Below are 22248 nucleotides of genomic sequence, written 5' to 3'. Positions count from 1 at the left end.
CTTTCTTCCACCTTATGGATAATCAACAGGCGTGCTTCTAAATATCTCATCGTCCCTATGACTGCTTCTACCTTTCAACTAAAGAGTTGCTCATTTTTTGCAACTCTTCAATAATACGCTTCTCAATGTCGTCGTCGGTATGGATACAATGCGTAGCAATATCGGTTAAACCCGGAAAACTTCCGATTGCTACTGAATGACGTGCCTCTTTAAACATAGAAATATCATTCATATCATTGCCAAAGCACGTAAATTCTCCTTGTCTAATACCAAATCGACGAAGCGCCTCCATTTTACTCGTATTCTTGTTTGTAATATCAAGCATGCCCTCAGATGAGTGGTAGTGAATCGTTACATTAAGCCTCCTCAATCTTTGGGACAATTCTTCAAACCGATCGCAGGATACAACAAGTATTTTTACGATATATGTAAGGTCAGAAATCTTTACTCTTTTTGAAATATTTAATCCATCAACATTCTCAAGAAACGGATGGTTACATTCAAAGTTATAAGCATAATCCCATTGGTCATCAATTAAGTATGCTGCTTTGTATTCATCGAGAATGGATAAAACTTCATCGGCCAGCTTCATTGGTATGTAATTTACATGCATCAGCTCTCCCTGATAGTAAGTTATCGCACCATTAGCCCCGATAAGAAGGTTATGACGAAATCTTTCATCTAAAACAGGAAGCATATCACGGCATGGCCTTGCTGAAGCAAATCCTATTAAATGGCCCAAAGACTGTAAGTTCTCCAGATAATCAAGAATATTTTTAGATACAGGCTGTCCTTTAAAGCAAATGGTTCCATCAAGATCAAATATAACTTTCATATTTTTTTCCTTCCTCTATCATTACACTTTTTGTAAATATTCATTCAGGTGAAATTTCTTGCGCATCCAACCTCTTCTTTTTCCGAATCTCCTACTTCCAACCACACTCCCCTGTTAAAATATCAAGTGTAATTTATATAGATTACTTATTCATGAAGCATGTTTATATCTAATTATAAATAAATATAATTAGATATAACAAGATATACTTATATTTAAATAAGCATATCTTGTTATATAAAAAAGAGCCACTATGGGCTCTTTTTTGTCAAGCGCTTTAAGCGAAAGAAAGCATCCCTCCTACATATGTCAATCATATTGACTTTCCGCTTTCATGCATGTTATACAGAAAGCACTTCTTTGCTCTCTTCCTTTTCCTCTACTTTGTCTAAAGAAGCGGTCTCCGTGTAATTCCTGAGCAGCAATGTTGCACAAAAAGTGATGACCGCTGCTCCTGCGATATAGAAGCTGATAGCATAGGCTGTACCTAATGTGTGCCATAAATACATACAAATTAATGGTGCGAACCCACCTGCAATAATAGCACCAAACTGTGTACCTAATGATAAACCGCTATAACGCAAGCGGGGAGGAAAACAATGCGCCAGCATCGCTCCTTGTGGGCCGACCTGCATGCTGTGCGGGATCATGGACAAGACTGTAGCCAGGAATAAGGCAAGCGGAATACCTGTGCTAATTAATCCAACATATGCAAATGCCCAGGCAAAGGTTGTCGCTACGCCGATTAAATACATGCGCCTAATACCAATCCGATCGGATAAATAGCCAAAGAAAGGAATTCCAAATACCATTACCAAACTCCCTACTGTGTTAGCGTTTACAAAAAAGGCTTTATCCATTTTAAACATCTCCATACCAAAATTAATAATGAACACTGTATACACATAAAAAGGGCCGTTCTCAGATAACCGCACTAGCGCTGCCAGTAGCACCATCCGCGGATGATTCTTCAGTACATCCATGACAGGCATACGAGATACCTTCTGCTGCTCCTGCACTTTACGGAAGGACGGCGTCTCCGGTATTTTGGCTCGAATGACATATCCCACAATCAAAAGAACGACACTAAGAATAAATGGAATACGCCAACCCCATATGAAGAAACCATCTCCTGAGATGTACATGAATATTGAAATCATAATGGAAGCTAACAAAAGACCGGCTGAAACCCCCATCTGTGGCCAGCTTCCCATTAATGCCTGCCTTTTCTTGTCTCCCCACTCCATCGATAACAGGACAGAGCCTCCCCACTCTCCTCCAACACCAATCCCCTGGATTAGACGCAACAGCACAAGCAAAATCGGCGCCCACATGCCTACGCTCTGATAGGTGGGCAAAAGTCCAATCACCAAGCTACTGATCCCCATAAGAAACATAGTAAGAACAAGAGCCGTTTTGCGCCCAATACGATCACCGTAATGCCCAAAAATGGCAGCACCAACCGGACGAGCAAAAAAACCGACAGCAAACGTACCAAACGATTGCAGGGTTCCAATATACGGGTCAGATGTTGGAAAAAAAAGCTTCGGAAATATTAAAGCTGAAGCTGTAGCATATAAGAAAAAGTCATACCACTCAATAATCGTCCCAACAGTAGCAGCTACAGCTGCTTTTCTTCCTATTTTCTTATTTTTTACCGTTTCGTTTTCGATTGCGCTCACAATGTACCACCCTTTTTTCTTTTTTACTTTACTGTCTCTTCCATTACATCAGCAGGCAGCGCCATAAGCTGTAGATGGTACAGCAAATCAACAAACTTTCTCAGCGTTTCCCTTTGATATTCGGATACATCACACTGGGAAAAATCATAAAACCCTTTTCCAGATTTCAATCCAGTCTTTCCTGTATCCATATGTTCCATAATGATATCGGGTGGTGTATAACGCTCAGCCTTCAGCTCTTCTTTTAAATAATTGCTTGCGTAATAAAGAACATCCCCTCCTCCCCAATCAATGAACTCAAGTAGTCCAAGTACAGCAAAACGCAGGCCAAAACCGATGCGTGATGCTTTATCTATATCATCAGGAGAAGCAATACCTTCTTCTACAAGACGCGCTGCTTCATTCATCGCCAATGCCTGAATACGAGGCACAATAAAGCCGGGCGAAGCCGCACACTTCACAGGTACTTTGCCTGCCTCTGTAAGAAGCGTCATCATGCAAGCCATAACCATAGGGTCGGTTTCATTGCCCGGGCTTACTTCCACAAGCGGAATAAGATATGCCGGATTCAGCCAGTGCGTATTCATAAAACGCGCAGGATGCATAACATACCCAGCCAATGTGTCTACCAGAAAAGACGACGTTGTAGACGCAATCAAAGCATCCTCACGCACCGCTGCATTAATCCTGTGAAAGGCAGCTTTTTTTACATCCAATACTTCCGGTACTGCTTCGAATATAACGTCTGCATTTTGCAATGCTTCTTCTAATTGTGAAGCTCCATAATATTTGATTCGACTTCGTACTTTTTCTACTGAAAAAGATGGAAGAGCCGATACAGATTGCAAGAAGGATAAATGAGCTTCAATCTGTTTTTCCGCCTTGTCAAGTACTCGCCCCTTTTCTTCAAAAGTACGCTCCTTACTATCTACTAGCGCCACATTGTATCCTCGGTATGCAAAAACCTGCGCAAGCCCGGTCCCCATTCTTCCAGCACCAACAACACCTATTGTTTGTTTTTTTGCTGTCATGCCGTAACTCCAATTCCGTGTTCTAGCATGACTTTCATTTCTTTAATGGATAAATGCCGTAGTTTCATATTCTCCAGCGTACGCCCTATCAATCGCAAATCTTCGCTGATAACCGCTGAAGCAACTGCAAGCAATCCGGAGGCGATCGGCGCTTTTACATCTGCCCATTCAGCTAGAGAAACGAGCAGGGCAAGCCCGCAGGCAATGTCTTCTCTCATATAACGATGGGTATATAAATCAAGAGATTCATGCCAGTCTGCACTGTCAACCAACTTCTGGTGGGCAGCCAAGCCATACATCCACTCGTCGCCTTCTGTCGTATTGTAATGATCCGCAAGTGGGAAATGCGGAGCCCGATAGCCAAGTTTTTCTCGAACGGCGATTCGTTCCCCATCCAATGCGTTATGCACGCGCCGGATTGCCGGCTGTGTTCCTTCACCATGAATGTCCCATCGATTAAAATGCTCGATTGCCCCTGCATTCATCAGAATAAGCGGAGGATGAATAATCGGGCCTGCATTCATCAGTGCACCATCCAGTACATCCCGGATCGGCTCAATCACCGGAAAAGCTTCTTGCAGTACGGAAAAGGCATAGGCAGAGCGTGAACTCGGAAACACTCCGGTAGGAAGACGTGTGGCTCTGCCGGAAATGGAAACAGTATCAGCACCATGCTTTCTAGCAAGATACGGCAAGGTTCCGGTTTCTGCAAAGGTTACTTCAGCCGTGCAGCCTGCCTCATGCAGAACATTTGACATAAGATAACTGCCGAAAGTGCCGGGTGGAAGGTAAATGACCTGACCGTTTTGCAAATAAGGTGACAGCTCCTTGGCTATTGAAGCCTGTGCGGTAGCGGGAAGAGGGATTACAAGCAAGCGAGCTCCTGTTACGACAGCTTGTAAGTCAGAGCTTACTACAGAAAGCCTCACTTCTCTTACGCCGTCAATATCTTTCACTTTCATCGTTCGCGTGTTTAGGAGCGAACCGAACGCCTCCACATTTCTGCGCCATAATCGAACATTATGTCCTTTTTCCGTTAAATCCGCCGCTGCTGCATACGCTCCGTTTCCTCCGCCAATGATAGCAATCTCCATATGCCTGTCTCCTTTCCAAAATGGTTGCCTCTTCGTTTTTCATATTAGTTAATTGTTGATATGTATTCAATTAATAAATTTCACTATTTTTTATTTTCTAAAAACAATTTTTATTATTCAATATAATTTGCCTGTACGGCTTCTCACTAAAACCATACAGGCAAAAGCAAGCCTTATATCGATTCAAGCGTTACTTCCATATCGCTACTTGGATATGTTTTACAAGCTAGGACGCAGTTCGCTTCCCTATCCCACTCCGATAATACCGCTTTTGAGCATATACCTAATGTAAATGCCCCCTCCACTACCTTAACTTTACACATGCCGCACCCGCCGCTACAGCATCCTACAGGCAGTGGAATATGACACTTTCTGGCCGCTTCCAACAAATTTTCTTCAGGACGACATACGTACGTGTGCCTCATAAACTTTACTGTAAACATTAGGTCAACGCCTTTTGGAACGATTCGATTAATGCACGCCGGTGGTAAAAGATGCCCTGACCAATTTTATCTTCCGTCCATGTTATGGTTGGAAAGTCCGCATATGTCATGTATCCGCTTGCAAAAGCTTCGTTACGATTTCCTGATGGATCAAAGAAGTAGATAGTCTCCCCGCGCGAAATTCCATGACGTGTCGGAGTAACCTCAATCGGAACTTCGTTTCTCGTTAAAATGTCGGCTGCTTTCAGCACATCGTACCAATTATCAACAAAGAAAGCGGCATGATGTAGTTTAGCATCCGGCCCTTTAATAAAGGCAACATCGTGTGCCGTATTTGTTTTAAACAAAAAGCTTCCAATCATCATTTCTCCATCTACTGTCATAATTTTTTCACTTTGTCTGAAATCAAGTATATCTATGAAAAATCGGGTCACTGCTTCTATATCATCGCCGGTAAGAAGCACATGATCCAAACGATGAGGTGCAATTCCCCGTAATATCTCGGGTTCCGGGAAAGGATGCGGATTCAACGTTCCCATTGGTGTACCGAGGTGCTCAATTTCATGATACAGTTCAACGAAATGCCCAGTAGGCAACTCCAGACGAACCGCTTGTCCTTCTCCCAATCGCGTTCCGTAAGAGAGCCGATTTGTGAAGACGCCAAAGTATTCTGCTTTTTTTTCTAATTCATCTAAGTCCTCTAATCGCTTCACCTTAAACCCGAAGTGATCCATTCCGGCCGAATCAGCTTGCTGTAAAATAACGCTGTGATGATCGTATTCATCCCAGGCTTTTAGGTACACCCTCTCCTCATCTCTTCCTGTTTCCTCCAATCCGATAATTCTCGTATAATAATCAACCGACTTCTCTAAGTCCATTACACGTAATTCAACTCGCCCAAGACGTATAACTCCCATATTTTCACATCCTCCTTGTTTTAAATTTTCTGTACAATTCCGCAGGATCATTATGATACTGTCTTAGCTTTAATAAAGCCATTCTCTTTTTTACGATATTGATATCTTTATTTATTTGAGAAATTAATGAAGAAACAAAAGGAAACTTCTTTTCCTCTCTAACAAAGAAACAAATCGTTACTTTTGCGTATTTATCATCAACAGGCGTGATTTACCATATATAATGGAAGTTATGCCCTCAGTTCTTTTGTATCTTCCGTACCTCGGAAGCTGGCGCCCCGCCAATTCCCCAGTGGCTGGCAGGAATCTCGCTCACAAGTACTCGAATATTTGCATGAGGTACCTCCAAAGTTTTGGCTACCGTATCTGTAACATTTTTAATTAATTCACGAACTTTTTCATCGGAACGCCCTGCGATTAACGAGATTTGAATAAACGGCATACGGTTCTCCTTTCTTGTCCATTTACATGGATAACTGACTATTAGTCCACTACCGTAAAACCAACATCGCCAAGCCCATCCATTTTCGCCTGTACAATGTCTCCTATGTCAATCCGCACCGCCTCCGTTACTGCACCCGCTAAAATGATTTGTCCCGCTTTCAATTTCTCACCCTTGCGTCCCAGCATGTTGGCAAGGGCCGCAATTGCATGAGCCGGGTGGCCAAGCACAGCCGCACTCGCAGCCATCTCGCGAGCTTTTCCATTAATGCTGAGAATCATACCTACAAGCTCAAGATCGATAAGATCCGGCCTTGTAAGCGAATTACCGAACACTACACGGGACGCTGAGGCATTGTCCGCAATAACATCCGGAAGGGTAAATCGAAAGTTTTCATACCGGCTATCAATAATTTCGAGTGCAGGAACAACGTATTGTGTAGCCGCCAAGACTTGCGCACCTGTTATCCCTGGCCCTTCAATATCCTTACCTAGAATAAAAGCAATTTCCGCTTCTACCTTCGGATGAATGCATGTGCCAAAAGAGAGCTCCCCGTAGTTTTCCAACAGCATGTTGTTAAATAAATATCCATAAATGGGCTCCTCTACGCCCATTTGTTCCATTTTCGCCCGGCTTGTTAATCCCATTTTCATTCCAACAATACTTAGATTTTCTTCACATTTCATGCGGACAAGCTCCTCCTGTACCGCATACGCATTCTCGACATTCAGTTCCGGATAATCCACTGTGACGCGAACAACTTCACGACGTTCCCGTTCCGCATCCAGCAAGTATTGAGCAATGGTTTTCTTCTCAGCGATTTGCATGGGAAGCCTCCTTTCTACGAGCCAATTCAGCAGCAACATCCACAATCATGTCTTCCTGTCCCCCTACCACTTTTTTTCGTCCTATTTCAAGTAAAATATCGCGTGCATCTACACCGAATTTTTGTGCTGCCCGCTGTGCATGAAGCAAAAAGCTAGAATATACACCTGCGTACCCAAGCGTCAAATTGTCACGTGTAATTTCTTGTGGAACCATCAAAATCGGTGCGACCACTTGTTCTGCAAGATCCATCATTTTGTATAGATCTACTCCCGTATACATGCCTAATCGCTCAAGCACCGCAAGCAAGACCTCTGTTTGTGTATTGCCTGCACCTGCGCCCAAACAACGGATGCTTCCGTCAATACGTGTCGCTCCGGCATCGATGGCAGCGAGAGTATTGGCCATAGCAAGCGATAAATTGTTGTGTCCATGAAAGCCAATGTCTATCGATAGATGCTGACGCAAAGCTGTAATCCGTTCCTTTACTTTATGGGGAAGCAACGCGCCTGCAGAATCCACTACATACACAACATCAGCGCCATACGATTCCATAAGCTTCGCCTGCTCTACCAGTTTTGCCGTCGGGGCAGAATGGGCCATCATAAGAAATCCCACGACTTCCATGCCGATCTCTTTCGCACTGGCAATGTGCTGTGCTGATATGTCTGCTTCTGTTACATGCGTTGCAATCCGAGCCATCCGGGCCCCAAGCTGTGCTGCTTGCTTCAGTTCAGATACCGTTCCTACACCTGGCAGCAATAACACAGCAACTTTGGATATTGTACAAACCGACACAGCAGCTTCAATCAGTTCCATTTCATTCGTATGAGAAAGACCATACTGTAATGAAGAACCTGCAAGCCCATCTCCATGCGATACTTCGATATACGGTACTCCCGCTTCATTCAGCCCCTTGGCAATAGCTGTAACTTGTTCGGTTGTATATTGATGCGCAATGGCATGACTGCCATCCCGCAATGCTACCTCTGTTAAAATAATCTGCTTCTTTCCGGCCATGTCCTATCCTCCTTGTCTTTTTCTAGACGGTTACACGCGCTTGCAAATGACGGGCAAATTGCTCTGCCACTTTCACAGCAGAGGCTGTCATGATGTCTAAGTTACCGGAGTAAGCAGGCAGATAATCCCCGATACCTTCTACTTGAAGAAATACGGTTACTTTATTTCCGTCAAAAATAGGCTTGCCTTTCATTTTATATCCTGGTACATATGACTGTACTTCAGCGACCATGTCACAGATGGATTTTGTAATCGCATCTTCGTCCACAAAGCTTTCATCGACTAGCGCATATACCGTATCCCGCATAATGATTGGTGGTTCTGCCGGGTTCAAAATAATAATGGCTTTTCCTTTTTTAGCACCGCCAATCAATTCAAGGCCGCGTGAAGTAGTACGGGTAAATTCATCAATGTTTGCGCGGGTTCCAGGCCCTGCGCTACGACTTGAGATAGTAGCTACAATTTCGGCGTATGCTACCGGACTTATCCGATGAATCGCATGAACAATCGGAATGGTCGCCTGTCCTCCGCATGTGATTAGGTTGACGTTACATTCATCCAAATGCTCACCCAGATTCACAGGCGGTACAACAAACGGGCCGATTGCGGCCGGTGTAAGATCAATCGTGATTTTCCCCGCAGCTTTTAGCTTCTCGGCATGCACATGGTGCGCTTTGGCTGAGGTAGCATCAAATACAATGTCAGCTAATTCCGAGCGGGCAAGAAACCCATCCACTCCTGTATCAATGACTTCTACCCCCATTTCACGGGCACGCTGTAATCCGTCGGATAGCGGATCAATCCCTATCATCGCCGTTAGCTCAAGAACGGCTGAGCGCTGTATCTTCATTAATAAATCCGTACCTATATTTCCTGAACCAAGAATAGCCACCTTTACTTTTTCCATAACTGCCTCATCCTCTCCTTTAAGCATTGCCTAAGCGAAGCTCACATTGACCTCGCCAAGATGAGCAATTCGAACGCTAAAATGATCACCAGACTCGGCAGGTACGGCAGCGGATAACGCACCGGATAGAATGACTTCACCGGACTTAAGGGCAATGCTAAACTCAGAAAGCTTATTGGCTAACCAGGCTACACATGTTGCTGGATGGCCAAGCGCTGCTGCACCTACTCCCGTGTTAATTACCTGCCCGTTACGGTACAGCACCATCCCCGCAAGTTCCAGGTCGATATCTTCTATCCGTACTGGTTTTCCGCCCAGCACATACAACCCGGAAGATGCGTTGTCAGCAATCGTGTCTGGAAGCTTGATTTTCCAACCTGCAATCCGACTGTCGACAATCTCGATTGCTGGTAACACATAATCAGTTGCTTGCAGAACGTCCAACAGCGTAACGTTTGGCCCTTGCAAGTCTTTCTTCAAAATAAAAGCTATCTCTCCCTCCACCTTCGCTTGCAAGATGCGGTCCTGTGTAATGGTACTGCCGTTTTCTACTGCCATACCATCCAATAAATGGCCGTAGTCCGGTTGGTCTACCCCCAATAGCTGCTGCATTGCATGCGAGGTGAGTCCAATTTTCTTTCCGACAATCCGGTGACCAGACTTTGTTTTTTCTTGAATGCCTAGCAACTGAATTTGGTACGCTTCTTCAACAGTTAGAGTAGAAGAACGTTCTGTAAGGGCTGCGATAGGTGTCCGCTCTCTTTCTGCTTGCGCCAGTTCCCCTGCATACTGTTCAAGTATTCCGACCGTTTGTTGGTTCATTTCTTTCTCCCCTTTCTTACAATTTGATGCAAACATTTGATAGTTCACTATAAAACTCGAAGCTATGCATCCCGCCTTCCCGTCCAATCCCGCTCTGCTTCATCCCGCCAAACGGTGTTCGTAAATCGCGGAGAAACCATGTATTCACCCAGATAATTCCTGCTTCAATCTGAGCGGCTACACGGTGGGCACGACGCAAATCATTCGTCCAAATGGTAGCGCTCAATCCGTAATGCGTATCGTTTGCCTGCTTAATTACCTCCTCTTCCCTATCAAACGGAAGAATCGTAACAACAGGACCGAAAATCTCCTCCTGAACAACACGGCAATCATTTGCTAATCCGGTAATAATGGTCGGCTCCAAATAATACCCGACAGAAAGGTGCTCAGGGCGTTTACCGCCTGTTTCGATAACGCCGCCCTCCTCTACAGCCAGTTCCACATAACTGCGTACACGCCTATAATGCTCCTCGCTAATGAGCGTGCCGACTGTTGTATTTGGATCCAATGGGTCACCAACGATTAACTCTTTCGTTTTTGCTGTGAATTTTTCTACAAATGCATCGTATAGCGCACGTTCTACATAAATGCGCGATCCGCACAGGCAAACCTCACCTTGATTAATAAAGCTTGATTTTATTGTTGTTTCAATGACCTCATCCAGATCAGCATCCGCGAAAATAATGTTTGGGTTTTTTCCTCCCAGTTCATACGATAGTCGCTTCAGTGTTTTGGCAGCAGCTGTCATAATGTGTTTACCCGTTGTTGTTTCTCCAGTAAAGGAAATTGCAGAAACATCCGGGTGTTCCGTCAAGGCTGCACCCGCCGAATCAGGACCAAAACCGTGTACAATGTTCACAACCCCATTTGGCACGCCAGCCTCTTTGCAGATTTCACCTAATAGCGTCGCCGTCATCGGGGTCCACTCTGCCGGCTTAAGAACGGCTGTGTTTCCGGCGGCCAGGCAAGGTGCAAGCTTCCAGGTCATCAGCAATAGCGGTAAATTCCATGGATTAATCAGGCCGACAACCCCGAGCGGTCGACGAATCGCATAATTCAGTGCTACATCATCCATCTGGTATGCTTCTGTGCCGACCGAAGCCATATAGTCGGCAAAAAAGTGAAAATTGTATGCCGCGCGTGGAATGTCGATGTTGCTTGCAAGTCCGTACGGCTTACCTGTGTCGAACGATTCGAGAGCCGCCAGTTCATCTTTTCGTTCTAAAATGATGTCTCCGATACGACGGATAATTCGGGCGCGTTCTCCTGCCGGCATCCGACGCCATGATCCTTCGAACGCACGCTTTGCGGCAGCAACGGCAAGGTCGATCTCTTCTTTTCCGCCTTCAGCTACCGTTCCCATTATTTGTTCCGTAGCCGGATTTATATTGGTGAATGTTTTTCCGTTTTTAGATGGAACATACTTTCCATCAATAAAGTGCAAGCAATCAATAGGTTTTGTTTTTATCCTTTCGACTCTAGCCTGGGTTTGCATATGGGTCACTCCTTCTTCTAATTTGTTGTGTATTTACATTGCACTAGACGCTCCGGCCAGCCGGCAAATCGTTCATAACAATCTCCTACCTGAAGAAGAAGACTTTCGGTAAAAGGCTTTCCGACCAACTGCATACCTGCTGGCATATTCTCTCCTGTATATCCGCATGGAAGCGCCAATGCCGGAAATCCCAGCAAACTTACAAGCGGCGCTTTTGCCAGCTTAAACATATTGGCAATAGACTCCTTGGGAGTCACACTGCCGATCGGGAATGCCTTGTTATGATTCATTGGGGTAACGAGTACGTCTATACCTTTCATTACATCAAGTGTGCGTTGAATGAATGAGCGTCGTATCCGTTGCGCTTTTAGATAATCCGTTGCGGAAATCTGACGCCCGAACTCTAAGCGGAAAGCTACATCGGGACTATATTGATGCCCGAAATCGTTCAGCAGCGGTTCATGGAACGAGTACGCTTCCGCCTGAGCAATCATGCGCTGGGCCCATAACGCCTCCTCAATTCCGGGAATATGCAGGTTAGTACACGTGGCACCAAGCTTTTCAAGTGTAAGCAAGGCTTCATCCAGTAAGGGTGTCAGTTCATTGTCTACATCCTCGAAGAAATGCTCCTGACACACACCTATAGTGATTCCTGTAAGGTCACGGAGTATGGTTGTATCGCGTTTATAAGGAAGCGAAGAAGAGGCTTCATCCAGCGGATCGTGCCTGGCAAGAACATCAAGCATAATGGCTGCATCCCGCACTGTACGGGTCATCGGACCAATATGATCAAATGACCAGCTAAACGGCAAACAGCCATGACGGCTGACCCTTCCATACGTGGGCTTCAGTCCTACTGTGCCGCATAACGCAGATGGAAGCCGAACAGAGCCAGCCGTATCGGTGCCCAATGCCCCGAAGCTCATCCCCGTCGCAACAGCTACAGCTGAACCACCGCTGGAACCACCGGCAATTTTGCTTATGTCCCATGGATTACGAACCGCCCCATAGTGCGGATTTTCACTCGTTGCTCCCATCGCAAATTCGTGAAGATTCGCTTTTCCAACGATAATGGCTCCCGCTTCCTCTAACCTTCTAACAACTGTTGCATCTTCACCCGGTCGCCAATCCTTTAAAATCATAGAACCTGCGGTGGTCGGTGCGCCTTTGACATGAATGATATCCTTGACTGCAATCGGAACTCCATGCAATGGTCCCCGAATAGTGCCGCTCATTTGTTCGCGTTCTAACTGTACAGCCCGCTGATGTGCTTTTTCATGGTCCACATGAATAAATGCATGAAGGATCGGATTCAATCTCCCAATGCGTTTAAGCACAGCATCTGTAAGCTCGATCGGTGACAGGCGCTTTGCACAAATATCGTTATGAACAGCGCCAATATCTTTAAACAATACGTCGGTCATGCGATTCGCCTTCTTCCTTGAGGCAGAATAAAAATGCCGGTTCAAGCTCAAGCAGTACTTGTGTTTTTTTCGCTTCAGGAAGACCTGCGTCTTTTCTTTTCTGCTCTATATACTCATCCAATTTCATAACGTACTCCTCCCATTAAGAAGGAATAGACCAGCACCTTTACTTCCGTGCATTTGCATAAACATGGAATATCACCAAACTTTCTCCAGTTCTTTCTCTGTTTTAAAATGCGACATAATACGTTCGCTAAACAATTGTTGTGTACGAATGGTTTTCCAGTGTTCTAGACCTGCATACGTGCAAAGCACACTGATTTCTGTTAATCCCGGACACTCTTCAACCACAGCCTGTACTTTCTCCTTAATTTCTTCCGGTGAACCAACCCAAACAAAATCTTCTGCAAGAAGTTTCTCATATGGAATAGTTGCAAGGGATTCAAGTGCACCGGATGCATAGAAGCCGAAATCTTTATCTTTTAACACCTCAGGTGAAGGCATATCTTTCGTCGGTGCCGCGTTACCGGCCATGAACTGCATAATATATTGCTTTGCCTCTTTTCGCGCTCTTTCTCCATCTTCATCCAGGTACAGTGCCTGAACGTATACAATATCAGGAGTATGACCATGTTGCGCGCAAGTTTCACGATATAAATCCAATTGATGTTTTACTTTAGACAGAGGAAGCATTGGCGTAATCAGAACCCCCCAGCCCTTCTTTCCAGCCATCTCATAATTATGATTACTTGCTCCGCCTGTATAAATTTTCGGACGGGGTGCACGAGGAACGACCCGTACGTTATCCACCTGATAATATTGGCCATGATAAGAAAATACTTCTTCGTCAAATGCTTTCTCAATAATTTCTAATCCTTCCGTGAAACGCCCCCGGCTCTCTTCCAGTGGAATGGAAGCTTTCGGAAACACCCATGCATGACCGCGACCGAACGCAACTTCAATCCGATTGTTCGTCAAAAGCTGTGCAGCCGCCAGCTGTCCGGCAAATACCATCGGATTATGAAGTGGAACGACATGGGAACACGTACGAAAACGAATACTTTTTGTATGTTGCGCAGCTGCAGAGTAAAGAGCTAACGGATTCGTAGAAATAGAAAACTCTTCGAACCAATGATGCTCTAATGTGTTAAATGTTGAGAAACCGGCTTTATCTGCATGCTCGATTTGTTCAAGAACTTCCTCATACACCTGTGCATGGGGCTTTGCAAACTGCGTTGGATTTTGCATTTCAACATAAATACCAAATTTCATATTTTATTCCTCCAGTATGAATTCAATTATTTTATTTTTGTTCTTCAAGCAGGAAAAACGGACGTCCAATCATCGCTTCCAATCGGAAATATCGATCAAGTCCAGTGGCACGAAATGAATGCGTCATTTCGCTTACTGTCTGCAAATCCGGGACGTCATATAAGAAACAAGCATGCCAACCGTGATTTCCTGCGTGACCCGCTGTTAGAATGTCCCGGTCAAACGTACCAAGCAATGTCGATCCGTTGCTCCGCCAGGACAACACAACTTCCTGCAATTGAGGTAGAATTTTTTCTGTTTTTTCCTGCCCGTTCGTATTAAACCACCCTGTCGATTCAAATGTCATAAATACACGTAAGGGGGATGGAACTTTTGGTGCTCCATGTTCAATTGCCAACTTCCTTCACTCCTTTATCAAATGATCATTACCGCATTAATCTTCCGCCATTGATATCAAATGTAGCTCCTGTGACAAATCCTCCATAATCGGAAACAAGATAAGCTACCAGTTCAGCTACCTCTATGGCTTCCCCTACCCTTCCAACCGGAATCATTTGTGTCATCTTTTCCAGGGATTCTGGGGACATCTTATCCATTTCCGGGGTTCGGACAGAAGCAGGAGCTACAGCATTTACTGTAATTCCGTATGGAGCAAGTGCTCTAGCAAATGATTTCGTCAAAGCGAGCTGGCCCGCTTTAGAAGCTGAATACACTGCGCTGGAAGTAAGGGGGCCAACCTGACCGCCAAACGAAGACATATTAATAATTCGTCCCCATTTTTGCTCTTTCATAATAGGAAGAACGGCTTGCGAAAAAAAGAATGTACCCCCTACATTCACGGACAGCACCTTATTCCACTCGTCCACTGTAATATCTTCAATCGCTGTTTCCGTTCGAAGTCCCGCATTATTGACAAGGATGTCAATGCGGCCCCACTTGTTCATTATGTCGGTTACACAGCGCTGAATAGCCTCATATTCAGACACATCCAGATTCATAAACATCACTTGGTTCCGCTGTTGTTCTTCCGCAAACCGACTTTTCACTTTATCCAGATTCCGGCTAATAAAAGCTACTTTCGTACCATCGCTTACAAATTTTTCTGCAATGGCCAATCCCAGCCCTTGAGAGGCTCCTGTTACAACAGCTACTCTTTCCAGCAAAGTATCGCCCTCCCTTGCTTCGTTTTATTTGGACCAAATCTCTTCTAATGCCCGCAAAACGTTGCCACCTGTAATCTTGCTTATCTCTTCCTCCCTGTAGCCATGCTTAACCATCCAGCGCACCATATTGCGTATCGCTTCTGTCGGGTTTTCAAGTCCGGCAACATACGGCGATTCTTCAAACGCTTCACCACGATGCGAGGCTGAGATAGAAAGGGACTCATCAAATGCATGCTGTAAAGCCACATGGTCACCATAAAAGGTGTCCGGCCCTAGCCCTACATGATCAATGCCTACCAAATGAATGATATATTCCAGATGTTCCATAACGGCTTCGATACAATGCGCAGACTGATTTCTAGTAAGCGTAGTATTGGGCGCAGCACAAATTCCAATTACACCCCCAGCTTCTGTACACGCTTTCAAAACCTTATCCGGCTTCATTCGCGGTGTATTCCATAACGCTCTTGCACCAGCATGGGTAAGGAGAACCGGCTTTTCACTGCATTGGATAACATCCATGCTCGTTTTATCGCCACAATGCGAGATATCGATAGCCATTCCTACTTTATTCATTCTTCGAATAACCCGTTTTCCGAAAGACGTCAATCCCCCATCCTTTTCCTCTGCAAGCCCGGAACCAAGTGTATTAGCTTCGTTATACGTAATGCCCATACACCGAATACCAAAGCCATACAGAACATCAACTCTATCAATTTCATTCTCCAAAATTCCTGCCGCCTCAAGTGAAGGAATGAGGGCAATACGTCCATCTCGCTTTGCTGCCTTAATATCGGAGACAGAATTTGCGATGAATATAGTCTGCTGATGAGCAATATCGCATAATCGCATCCCCAGATTGAGAATAATATCATCCCACTTCAAGCCGAATTTGGAGGTAAGAATTACAATGCCGTCCATAAAGTTCTCAAAAATCGCATCAATACCTGCTTTTGCCAAGCCTTCATAATGAAAAAATGTATGCATCTGTCGGCAATAATCAAGCATATGCTCCTGATTGTGCGGGGTAATGAATCCGTGATCGCGCAGGGAAATAATCAGATGCTTTTCCAATATTTCATCCGCTGCTTTGCTTTGTTCCGGTGTCAAGTTCATCCCATATTGCGGAACACGATGGATTGCTTTCGCAAGTTCAAACACCCGGTAGTCTTCATGTGGCTTCAAATAATCAAATGACGTGTACCCATCATATTTTTTGCGGTTCATGATTTTGTTGAGCCTGCTTGTAAGCAAATATTTTTTTTAGCGGAAGTGCTTCTTTCCATCCTTTGTCTTTCGCCGCATACGCTCCTTGGCTGTATAGCTTCACAAGGCTTTCATTATCAAGTTTCATCGGCTCTACTCCATTTTGGAATGCCTTTACAGATGTCAACAACAGACGGCGCATTTGAATAATAGGTAAATCACTTGTGCCTAAACGTTCTTTTGAACGATCCACAATCGGACCCATTGTTTCAGTTACTGCATGGTCCTGATTAGCAATTCCGCGAATTCCAGAGAAGTTGTCCACCACCATCAATTTACGATCCTGCTCATACGAATTAGAGAAATTACGTTTCTTTCGCAGCTCACTGTCAAGAATAAGGCCACGGCGTTCATGCTGTGCCTGTTTATCAATCGGAGCGTGATGGGAAAACTGGACATCCCAGCTCCATGCACTATAATCGTCACGCGGAATGAATGCATGCCACATGCCATCTTCCCCATCAAATCGAGGCGGATACGTATAAAACGGGAAGATGTAATGAATTTCCATAAACGCATTGTTTACCTCATCCGCTTTCCCTACCCCAATGCACCGTTTTCCATAATTCGTTGATTCAACGGCTTGTTCCACTGGTGGATTTTTTACAAGTGGATGATCTGGATTAATACCGAGGTCACTGCTTAACGCCCCTCCTTTTATTTGCTGTTTTTGATGGGCTTTATGTAGAAAAGCTGCATGCACATAATCCACATCATTCTCCATTGCTTGCAAATAGTTGCATTCCTGCCATACCCTTTCCGCTATCATGTTTTCTTCCGGTAAATGCATCCAGTAGAAGTCTGGAACAGGAGGCTGCTTTTCAGCAGGTCCCATATAGGTCCAGACGATTCCGTTTGCCTCATATGTAGGATACGACGTAAGGTGAATCCCCTTTTTAAAATTGCTTTCTGCAGGCTCTGATGGTAAATCAACACAATTGCCATGAACATCAAACTTCCAACCATGATACACACATGTAAGTCCGCAGCCGGCATTTATACCATAATAAAGCGACGTGCGGCGATGCGGGCAATGCTCATCTACTAATCCAACTTTTCCTTCAGAATCGCGAAATGCTAGTAAATCTTCACTTAACAGCTTCACTCGAACCGGTGTACCATCGGCAGTCAATTCTTCGGAACGAATGCATGGAATCCAGTAATGCCGAAACATGTCACCCATTGGCGTGGCCGGACCCGTTCTTGTAAGAAGAATATTATCTTCATGGCTTAACATTTTGTCTCCTCCATTTCTTTTGTCTTCTTCTTGATAACATCGTATCGGGTTTTAATTTGACGAACAATTTAGCAATTTCACCATTTGAACAGTAATTATAATTTATTTCACTATTTTAAATTTACTTTCAATTTAACTTCTATTATTATTGATAAGAGCAAATTTAGTTATCCTTATAGGGGAGGGTATTACATGATTAATTCTGTTAGGCATGCCATTCGTATTATGAATTGTTTTTCGACCAAAACAACAGAATTAGGAATTTCAGAATTGGCTTTACTACTTTCTATGAATCGCAGCACGGTTCATCATCTTGTGACTACCCTATACAATGAAGGACTTCTTACAAAAACCCCGAACCGTAAATACCGTCCGGGTGCAAAACTACTTGATTGGGGCCAACTGGCAAACGAACAATACAAACCATTTTTTATCGCTAACTCTGTCATCGATAACCTTGTTAAACGTTCAAACGAAACCGTTCATCTTGGCATTCTTGAAAATGAATCCGTGAGCTATCTCATAAAAAAAGAACCTAGTAAACCTGTCCGTATTAGTACAGGCATCGGTATTCCAAAACCGTTGCATTGTACAGCCCTAGGAAAAGTATTACTTTCTTTCCAGCCGGATAAATTTATCGAAAAAATTATCTCAAAAGGACTAAGGCAGTATACAGAAAATACAATCGTAACAAGGGAAACTTTATGGGATGAGATTCAACTTATCCGCAAGCAGGGATATGCGATTGACAATGAGGAATTTGATGAAGGGCTATTCTGTATTGCTGCTCCTGTTCGTAATTATCTTGGTGATGTAGTGTGCGCACTCAGCGTATCGGGTCCGGAATGCCGAATGAATACAGAACGGGTGCAAATTCGAAGCGAAATCGTTATGGAAAACGCTTACGAAGTTTCCAGACAATGCGATCTTTAATCTTCATTCTAAAAAAATAAACCGGGAAGCGCTACATATTCCCGGTTTATTGATTTTCTTCTCTTATTTTTCAAACACTATTCTATTATCACAACATGCACTTTCACTTACCGCTATGCAGATATGGAGGAAGTGTCGAACTTCTTCAGGACAAGTACCGCGTTATGTCCGCCAAACCCGAAAGAACTGGAAAGACCTATTTGAAGCCTCGCCTCCCTTGCAAGATTCGGCACATAATCAAGGTCACACTCGGGGTCTGGCGTTTCCAGGTTGATGGTTGGCGGAATCATATTTTCCTGAAGCGTTCTTACAAGAGCAACCGCTTCAACTCCGCCGGCTGCTCCTAACATATGACCCAGCATTGATTTATTGGCACTTATAGGAACTTGATAGGCATGGCTACCAAAAAGCTGCTTAATCGCAAGCGTTTCAGAACGATCACCTGCCCCGGTACTTGTAGCATGCGCATTAATGTAATCGATATCTTGCAACGCGATTCCCGCATCCTCTATCGCTTCTTTCATCGCTCTGTATGCCCCCATACCTTCAGGATCAGTAGCTACCATGTGATAGGCGTCAGATGTGGAACCATATCCGATGATTTCTGCATGTATACGGGCTCCTCTTTGCTGTGCATGTTCTAGTGATTCCAATACAAGAATACCAGCACCTTCGGATGCAACAAATCCATCCCGGTCCGCATCAAATGGACGACTCGCACGTCCCGGCTCTTCGTTGCGGGTGGAGAGTGCTGTAGCGTTCCCGAATCCTGCTAATGCTAAATCCGTTACTGCTGCCTCTGAACCGCCAGCGATGATAATGTCTGCACCGCCCCGCTGAATCAGCTTATAAGCTTCTCCTATCGCATTATTGCCGGTAGCACAAGCTGTGACAGGCGCCAAGGTCGGACCCTTTATTCCAAATAAAATACTCACTTGTGCCGCTGCCATGCTCGGCAGCATCATTGGAACAACGGTAGGGCTCACACGGCCTGGGCCCCGGGAAAGTAACGTACGATAGTTTTCCAACAGAGTCTGAACACCGCCGATACCTGAGCCAACGTATACTCCGATTCGCTCGGTATTTTCCTGTTCTATGTTCAAGGATGCGTCCTCAAGAGCCTGCTTCGCTGCAGCGACAGCAAACTGGCAAAACCGATCCATTCTACGAACCTCCCGGCGTCCAACGATGGTCTCTGGATTAAAATCCCGAATGACACCAGCAATTTTCGTTTTATAGCATGAAACATCAAATGAGTCAATATATGAAATTCCTGAATGACCTGCAACAAGATTACTCCAAAAGCTTCGCACATCATTCCCAAGCGGAGTTATGACACCCATCCCTGTAATCACTACACGTGACATTCATTTCATCCTCCTTATCAAACATCATAGCCAAAAGTTTCTCTTATAATGTCACAGCTATCATCCTATTACAAGTTGTAGATTATCATAGTATAAATAGTGATAGAATAGATTTTACTACTATATGGAGCAGGTGACTCTAATGAATAACGATGTACGGCTATCAGCTTTGTCCGAGTTTTTAAAAACACATCGGTCAAAACTCCAACCGAGTGAAGTCGGTCTACCAGCAGGTGGAAGAAGGCGTACCCCGGGCTTGAGAAGAGAAGAAGTAGCTCAGCTTTCCGGGGTGAGCACAACGTGGTATACATGGCTTGAGCAAGGGCGGAATATTACAGTATCTGCACAGGTGCTGGACAGCATCGCTGTTGCCCTTCAATTAAACGAGGATGAACGGAAATATTTATTTATGCTGGCCCTTGAACAACCGACGATTTCACCAGCAGCGGACAGCCCTCCTATGCTCAGTCCGGCAATCAGTCTTATTCTGAATGAACTGCGCTATTTCCCGACTATCGTCTCCGATCGACGGTGTAATATTGTCGGATGGAATCAAGCTGCTGCCGGGGTATTTATAGACTTTGAGCTAGTACCAATAGAAGAGCGCAATATTATTTGGCTGTTGTTCACAAGAAAGGAATTCAAGGCGCTAGCCGCGAATTGGAATGATTTTGTTCGAGGATTTCTAGCCATTTTTCGCTCATATTATGGGCAGTATATGGGAGACATATGGTATAGCAACTTTATTGAGAAGATAAGCAAGAAAAATCCGGAGTTTCAGCATTTTTGGCATCATAATGACGTTAGCTCAGCTCCGGAGGTTTTCATCGAATTCCGGCACGCCAAAGCAGGTAAAATGCTGTTTGACCTGACCTCCATGCAAATTCAAGGGCATAACGATTTGCGTTTTAGCGTGTATACACCGTCCGCAAATTCGGATACCGAAGCAAAAATGAGACAGCTTATGCGCAAGCTTGACCTGGAATAACATAGAAAAATAAAAAGGCATCCAAAGAAACAGCTATATCTTTGGATGCCTGTATAACTATAACCATAAGCAAAATTGCTTTCTTTTAAAGTTTGGATTTATATTTTTCATCTAGTAAGCAGTAATGTTGCTTTTAATGGTAAATGATCTGAAGCTACCGAAGTTTTTTTTATAACTTCTACCGAAACAGTATGTATATCACGGCTAACAAATATGTAATCCAACTGTAATCTGGGCCGAGATGAGGGAAAAGTATAGTATGCTCCCTTGCCTACAGCTTCACAAACATCTGTAAAACATTCACTCATTTTTTTCCATTCTCTTGCCCCTGATCTCATATTCCAATCCCCCATAATAATAACAGGATGAGGCTCATTCATAATTTTTTCGATGATAAAATTTACTTGTTTTTTACGAAGGAATGGATTTAGGCTAAGATGCGTAACATACACTTTAAGTAATTGTTCGCAAAGTTGAACATGAATTTCCAATAACGACCGTTCTTCAATAATTCTGGGGCCAAATGCCAAAAGATTGTTCTTCTCCAATACGATGGGATAGCGAGACAAAAAAGCATTTCCATACTGACGACACACCTTGGAATCTTTTGAGCGTAATGTAATTCCCCCTCCGAAAGCCTTCTCCATTTTCAGATGTTTTGCCAACCATGATATCTGATCAATATAATCGCTTCTTTTTGAAAAATGCTTATCCACTTCATTCAAACCGATCAAGTCCGCCTTGCTCTCTTCAATAACGTTAGCAATTCTTTCCAAGCTCAGTTTTCCATCCGTCCCCCTTCCATGGTGCATGTTAAACGTCATTACCTTAAACTCCAATCTATTCCCTCCAGTTTGCTGTATGCTATGCTAAAAATTCCTTATACAAATAAGTATCTCCAATCAGCTAAAATCGGGAACTGGCTACTACACAATATAGTATGTCCACGTTCCATTCTATGGATACCAAGGGTGTTGATTGTCCAAAGAAAAGAGGAAAAGGCCACCACAACGGGACACAAACAAAGCCTTTTGTCTTTCTTCCCGAGCGTATGCCCCGGCCAGGCGAAAGAGGACGGCAATTGT

At 44.3% G+C, this 22248-nt stretch carries 24 protein-coding genes; 2 read left to right on the top strand and 22 right to left on the bottom strand.

Annotated elements, in window-relative coordinates:
- Positions 1-67: 67 nt before the first annotated feature.
- The 20 genes from HMPREF0083_RS02205 to HMPREF0083_RS02125 form a co-directional block, all read right to left on the bottom strand.
- Positions 68-835 carry an HAD-IIB family hydrolase gene (locus HMPREF0083_RS02205; RefSeq protein ID WP_021619329.1) on the bottom strand — a complete coding sequence of 256 codons (768 nt, stop codon included), beginning with the start codon at positions 833-835 and terminating at the stop codon, positions 68-70.
- Between the two features lie 341 nt (positions 836-1176).
- Positions 1177-2517, bottom strand: a complete 1341-nt coding sequence (locus HMPREF0083_RS02200; RefSeq protein ID WP_021619328.1) for an MFS transporter — start codon at positions 2515-2517, stop codon at positions 1177-1179.
- 23 nt (positions 2518-2540) lie between these two features.
- The gene (locus HMPREF0083_RS02195) at positions 2541-3548 is read right to left on the bottom strand and encodes a 3-hydroxybutyryl-CoA dehydrogenase (RefSeq protein WP_021619327.1); all 1008 of its coding nucleotides are present in this window, start codon (positions 3546-3548) and stop codon (positions 2541-2543) included.
- Entirely contained in the window at positions 3545-4642 is a 1098-nt protein-coding gene (locus tag HMPREF0083_RS02190; protein ID WP_021619326.1) for an NAD/NADP-dependent octopine/nopaline dehydrogenase family protein, read from the bottom strand. The genes HMPREF0083_RS02195 and HMPREF0083_RS02190 overlap by 4 nt, the downstream gene beginning before the upstream one ends.
- Positions 4643-4815: 173 nt before the next feature.
- Entirely contained in the window at positions 4816-5085 is a 270-nt protein-coding gene (locus HMPREF0083_RS26910; protein ID WP_021619325.1) for a 2Fe-2S iron-sulfur cluster-binding protein, read from the bottom strand.
- A complete protein-coding gene (locus tag HMPREF0083_RS02185; RefSeq protein ID WP_040301176.1) occupies positions 5085-6002 on the bottom strand; it encodes a catechol 2,3-dioxygenase in 918 nt (305 codons plus the stop codon). The genes HMPREF0083_RS26910 and HMPREF0083_RS02185 overlap by 1 nt, the downstream gene beginning before the upstream one ends.
- 4 nt (positions 6003-6006) lie before the next feature.
- Entirely contained in the window at positions 6007-6213 is a 207-nt protein-coding gene (locus HMPREF0083_RS30015) for a riboflavin kinase (protein WP_081695975.1), read from the bottom strand.
- 27 nt (positions 6214-6240) lie between these two features.
- Entirely contained in the window at positions 6241-6486 is a 246-nt protein-coding gene (locus tag HMPREF0083_RS02180; protein WP_262360588.1) for a 4-oxalocrotonate tautomerase, read from the bottom strand.
- Complete coding sequence (locus HMPREF0083_RS02175) at positions 6486-7271, bottom strand: 2-keto-4-pentenoate hydratase (protein ID WP_021619322.1); 786 nt, start codon at positions 7269-7271, stop codon at positions 6486-6488. Before HMPREF0083_RS02175 ends, HMPREF0083_RS02180 begins: the two co-directional genes overlap by 1 nt.
- Positions 7258-8289: a 4-hydroxy-2-oxovalerate aldolase gene (dmpG, locus tag HMPREF0083_RS02170; RefSeq protein WP_021619321.1), complete on the bottom strand. Its 1032-nt coding sequence runs from the start codon at positions 8287-8289 to the stop codon at positions 7258-7260. Before dmpG ends, HMPREF0083_RS02175 begins: the two co-directional genes overlap by 14 nt.
- A gap of 22 nt (positions 8290-8311) precedes the next feature.
- Positions 8312-9196, bottom strand: a complete 885-nt coding sequence (locus tag HMPREF0083_RS02165) for an acetaldehyde dehydrogenase (acetylating) (protein WP_040301175.1) — start codon at positions 9194-9196, stop codon at positions 8312-8314.
- 30 nt (positions 9197-9226) lie between these two features.
- Positions 9227-10018: a 2-keto-4-pentenoate hydratase gene (locus HMPREF0083_RS02160; protein WP_051354505.1), complete on the bottom strand. Its 792-nt coding sequence runs from the start codon at positions 10016-10018 to the stop codon at positions 9227-9229.
- Positions 10019-10034: 16 nt separating this feature from the next.
- A complete protein-coding gene (locus HMPREF0083_RS02155) occupies positions 10035-11513 on the bottom strand; it encodes an aldehyde dehydrogenase (RefSeq protein WP_021619318.1) in 1479 nt (492 codons plus the stop codon).
- A gap of 17 nt (positions 11514-11530) precedes the next feature.
- On the bottom strand, positions 11531-12937 hold the full coding sequence (locus HMPREF0083_RS02150; protein WP_021619317.1) for an Asp-tRNA(Asn)/Glu-tRNA(Gln) amidotransferase GatCAB subunit A: 1407 nt from the start codon (positions 12935-12937) through the stop codon (positions 11531-11533).
- Positions 12918-13064 carry a hypothetical protein gene (locus HMPREF0083_RS27775; protein ID WP_021619316.1) on the bottom strand — a complete coding sequence of 49 codons (147 nt, stop codon included), beginning with the start codon at positions 13062-13064 and terminating at the stop codon, positions 12918-12920. The genes HMPREF0083_RS02150 and HMPREF0083_RS27775 overlap by 20 nt, the downstream gene beginning before the upstream one ends.
- Before the next feature lie 71 nt (positions 13065-13135).
- A complete protein-coding gene (locus HMPREF0083_RS02145) occupies positions 13136-14209 on the bottom strand; it encodes an LLM class flavin-dependent oxidoreductase (RefSeq protein ID WP_021619315.1) in 1074 nt (357 codons plus the stop codon).
- Positions 14210-14240: 31 nt separating this feature from the next.
- Complete coding sequence (locus HMPREF0083_RS02140) at positions 14241-14606, bottom strand: hypothetical protein (protein WP_040301174.1); 366 nt, start codon at positions 14604-14606, stop codon at positions 14241-14243.
- 28 nt (positions 14607-14634) lie between these two features.
- Positions 14635-15372 carry an SDR family NAD(P)-dependent oxidoreductase gene (locus HMPREF0083_RS02135; RefSeq protein ID WP_021619313.1) on the bottom strand — a complete coding sequence of 246 codons (738 nt, stop codon included), beginning with the start codon at positions 15370-15372 and terminating at the stop codon, positions 14635-14637.
- Between the two features lie 24 nt (positions 15373-15396).
- Entirely contained in the window at positions 15397-16599 is a 1203-nt protein-coding gene (locus HMPREF0083_RS02130) for a dipeptidase (RefSeq protein ID WP_021619312.1), read from the bottom strand.
- Positions 16580-17875, bottom strand: a complete 1296-nt coding sequence (locus HMPREF0083_RS02125) for a Rieske 2Fe-2S domain-containing protein (RefSeq protein WP_021619311.1) — start codon at positions 17873-17875, stop codon at positions 16580-16582. Before HMPREF0083_RS02125 ends, HMPREF0083_RS02130 begins: the two co-directional genes overlap by 20 nt.
- Before the next feature lie 192 nt (positions 17876-18067).
- Here HMPREF0083_RS02125 and HMPREF0083_RS02120 point away from each other — a divergent pair, with 192 nt between their 5' ends.
- Positions 18068-18808, top strand: coding sequence for an IclR family transcriptional regulator (locus HMPREF0083_RS02120; protein WP_021619310.1), 741 nt, complete (start codon positions 18068-18070; stop codon positions 18806-18808).
- A 113-nt stretch (positions 18809-18921) separates the two neighbouring features.
- On the opposite strand, the gene fabF is transcribed toward HMPREF0083_RS02120, so the two are convergent.
- Positions 18922-20175: a beta-ketoacyl-ACP synthase II gene (gene fabF / locus HMPREF0083_RS02115; protein ID WP_021619309.1), complete on the bottom strand. Its 1254-nt coding sequence runs from the start codon at positions 20173-20175 to the stop codon at positions 18922-18924.
- Positions 20176-20317: 142 nt separating this feature from the next.
- Between fabF and HMPREF0083_RS02110 the strand changes: the two genes are divergently transcribed.
- Positions 20318-21163, top strand: a complete 846-nt coding sequence (locus HMPREF0083_RS02110; RefSeq protein WP_040301173.1) for a helix-turn-helix transcriptional regulator — start codon at positions 20318-20320, stop codon at positions 21161-21163.
- Positions 21164-21270: 107 nt separating this feature from the next.
- Here HMPREF0083_RS02110 and HMPREF0083_RS02105 read toward each other — a convergent pair whose 3' ends face one another.
- The gene (locus HMPREF0083_RS02105) at positions 21271-22002 is read right to left on the bottom strand and encodes an endonuclease/exonuclease/phosphatase family protein (RefSeq protein WP_040301171.1); all 732 of its coding nucleotides are present in this window, start codon (positions 22000-22002) and stop codon (positions 21271-21273) included.
- Positions 22003-22248 lie beyond the last annotated feature (246 nt).

This window comes from Aneurinibacillus aneurinilyticus ATCC 12856, assembly GCF_000466385.1.
GTDB classification, from domain to species: Bacteria; Bacillota; Bacilli; order Aneurinibacillales; family Aneurinibacillaceae; genus Aneurinibacillus; species Aneurinibacillus aneurinilyticus.
Note: the sequence above shows the minus strand (reverse complement) of the source record. Positions and strands in the feature narration are given on the sequence as shown.